Genomic DNA, 2,570 nt, shown 5'->3' with positions numbered 1-2,570 from the left:
TTGGCCCACACCGAGGGGCCGAGGCGTGTTTCCCCGCCAAGCCCCACGCTTGGCGGGAAACCGAATCGGATGCAATGGCGACATTTTCGCCTTGCATGCCCCCTCGGAAGGGACAAGAAGGGAACCACGGGCTGATCCCCGGCCACGCGACCTGTGCCACCCGGCCAAAAAGCGCGGCGCACAGCACTCCAAAGGGCCAATCCCAGGTCCAGCGAGCTGTGTCAACCCTGCATCAAGAGGCTGAGCGATCAACGGGGGCGTGGCCCCGCTACTCATTGCTTGCCCAAGCCCTGCCGCCAAGCCACATAATCATTGGCCACTTGCTCGGGTTTTTCCATCATCGGCACATGGCCAACTTGGTCCATCAAAATCACATCGAATCTAGGCACCGCTGTTTTCAATTCGGCGGCTCCGTCCACATGCAGCACGCGGTCTTCCTTGCCCCAAACAATCAAGCCTGGCCCTTGGTATTCCGAGTTCTGCAGCACGCTGGCCAAATCGGAGGGCACGGATTTAAAGTCTTTGTAAATTCGCTGGTGCAAAGGTTGGTCGGCGGCGGCTCGATCTGCCATGGCTTGCACCACAAAGCCCGGGGCGAAGGCGGGGCGCTCGTACATCACCACATCCACAATTCGCTCAAATTCTTCGCGGTTGCTGGCCGTCAGGACGATTTCGCCGGTCTGTTCAAACTTTTGAATCACCTCGCTCTTGCGGGACTCCAGTAGCCCCGCAGGCGCCAAAAACCAAACAGATTGCACATGATCGGGGTACTTGGCCGCATAGGCGCCGCTGATCCAACCCCCCATGGAGTTTCCGCCAATGTGGGTTTTGTTCAGGCCAAGCTTTTCGATAATGGCGTGTATGCGGTCGATTTGCGTGTTGATGACGTAGTCCGCTTGAAGGTCGCGTGTGGATGCGCCAAAGCCCGGTACGTCGATGGCATACACCGTGTAGTGCTTGGTGAGGTGCCTTGCCACTCGGTTGAAGTTGTCTTTGGATCCGCCAAAGCCATGGATCAGCACCAAGGGGTCTCCCTCACCCCCCTGAAGGTAGGGCACCACAAAACCATCTATTTGAAGCACCTTGCGGTCCAGTCCAGATAGAGCGCGTTCTGCAGCAATGGCAAGGCCAGCTGCGCCTTGAATTTCGCCCTCGGGCTGAGATGGTGTGCAAGCGGCCAGACCAAAAACGGCCAAGGCAAGCGCTGTGTGGGTCATTCGTTTGATTGTGCGTTTAAATGTTTCCATGTTCCATAGGCTCGGTGGCATTGAATACGCGCTAGCATAGAGCACACGAATCCAGTGTGACAACATTAATTGTCAAATAATGAGTACAGCTTTTGGTCTTGGTCATGTGTCTGCCAGCTACGTCAATCTGTTGTTCGATTGGCTCGCTGCCGCGCACCCTCAACTGCTGCTTCGAATGCCATACAACAGGCCGCAGGCGGGCGAGCTGAATCGAATTGACGTCCAAACCTGGGCCGAGATGTTGGAGTGGGTTCACCAACAACTGGGCGATCCTGCGATGCCCTTGCATATAGCGGCCACTGTTCGGCCTGCCAACATGGGGCTTTTGGGGTACGTGGCCAGTTGTTGCAACAACTTGGGCGAGGCCTTTGCGCGTTTGCAGCAGTTTGAAGGCTTGGTGTACAGCGTCAATGCGCTTACTGTGGTGTCAGTTGAAGAACGTTTGGTTTTGCGTTGGGACAAAGCCCGTGGTCGACCAGGTCATTGGGTCGACTCATTGGCCATCGCTGTGTTGGTGGCCTTTACTAACCGCCTGATTGAGCATCCGGTGTATCCGATCCGGGTGCAGTTCATCAACCCCAGTCCATGCAATGCCATGGACTTTGAGGCTTTTTTTCACTGCAAAGTCGCTTTTGGCGGGGAGTTCACCGAGGTGGAGTGGCCCGCTGCCCTGTTGCAAACGCCTTTAAAGTCGCCCGACCAAGTGATGCGTGCCATGCTCGACGCTCAGGCCGAGGCCCTGCTGCGGCAAGTGAGGGCCAGTGAAGAGGGTATTCCGGGTTTTCAGAGGGCGCTTCAAGAGGCGATTGGATCTGGTCAGCCCACTTTGACCGAGGTGGCCAAGCGCCTGTGCATCAGTTCACGCACCCTTCAGAGACGGCTTTTAGAGCAGGGCTACAGCTTTAGGGACGAGCTTGAGCGGGTTCGGATCGAAATGGCTCAGCGATGCCTGGAGGCAGGCGAGCTTAGCCTGTCCGACATTGCCAATTTGCTGGCTTACAACGACCAAAGTGCGTTTACGCATGCGTTCAAACGCGCACTGGGGCAAAGCCCAGCCAAATTTCAGCGTGCAAAGCGACAAAGCGCCTTAAAAGGCCCTTGAATTGCTGGAGACCCTTCAAAAATAAGGGAAAGTCCTATATCATATATAAGACTTCGAAGGCTGTTTCGCGCGTTTGCTTTTGCGTTGCAGCACTTGTGTGCGCCTGCGAACTGCCTCAAAATCAAACAGTTTCTATTGACCCCACCCAATCTAGGGAGATCTCATGCTTGAGTCCTATCGCCAACACGTTGCCGAGCGCGCAGCGTTGGGCATTCCTCCAC

2 protein-coding genes are annotated in these 2,570 nt (G+C 56.0%); one reads left to right on the top strand and one right to left on the bottom strand.

Annotation, left to right across the window (positions count from 1 at the left end):
- Window positions 1-272 precede the first annotated feature (272 nt).
- The gene (locus ACEQU8_RS00945) at window positions 273-1,247 is read right to left on the bottom strand and encodes an alpha/beta fold hydrolase (protein ID WP_370260823.1); all 975 of its coding nucleotides are present in this window, start codon (window positions 1,245-1,247) and stop codon (window positions 273-275) included.
- A 79-nt stretch (window positions 1,248-1,326) separates the two neighbouring features.
- On the opposite strand from ACEQU8_RS00945, the gene ACEQU8_RS00940 reads away from it, so the two are divergent.
- The gene (locus ACEQU8_RS00940) at window positions 1,327-2,349 is read left to right on the top strand and encodes an AraC family transcriptional regulator ligand-binding domain-containing protein (RefSeq protein WP_370260822.1); all 1,023 of its coding nucleotides are present in this window, start codon (window positions 1,327-1,329) and stop codon (window positions 2,347-2,349) included.
- Window positions 2,350-2,570 lie beyond the last annotated feature (221 nt).

The organism is Limnobacter sp., from assembly GCF_964228395.1.
Classification (GTDB): Bacteria; Pseudomonadota; Gammaproteobacteria; order Burkholderiales; family Burkholderiaceae_B; genus Limnobacter.
Note: the sequence above shows the minus strand (reverse complement) of the source record. Positions and strands in the feature narration are given on the sequence as shown.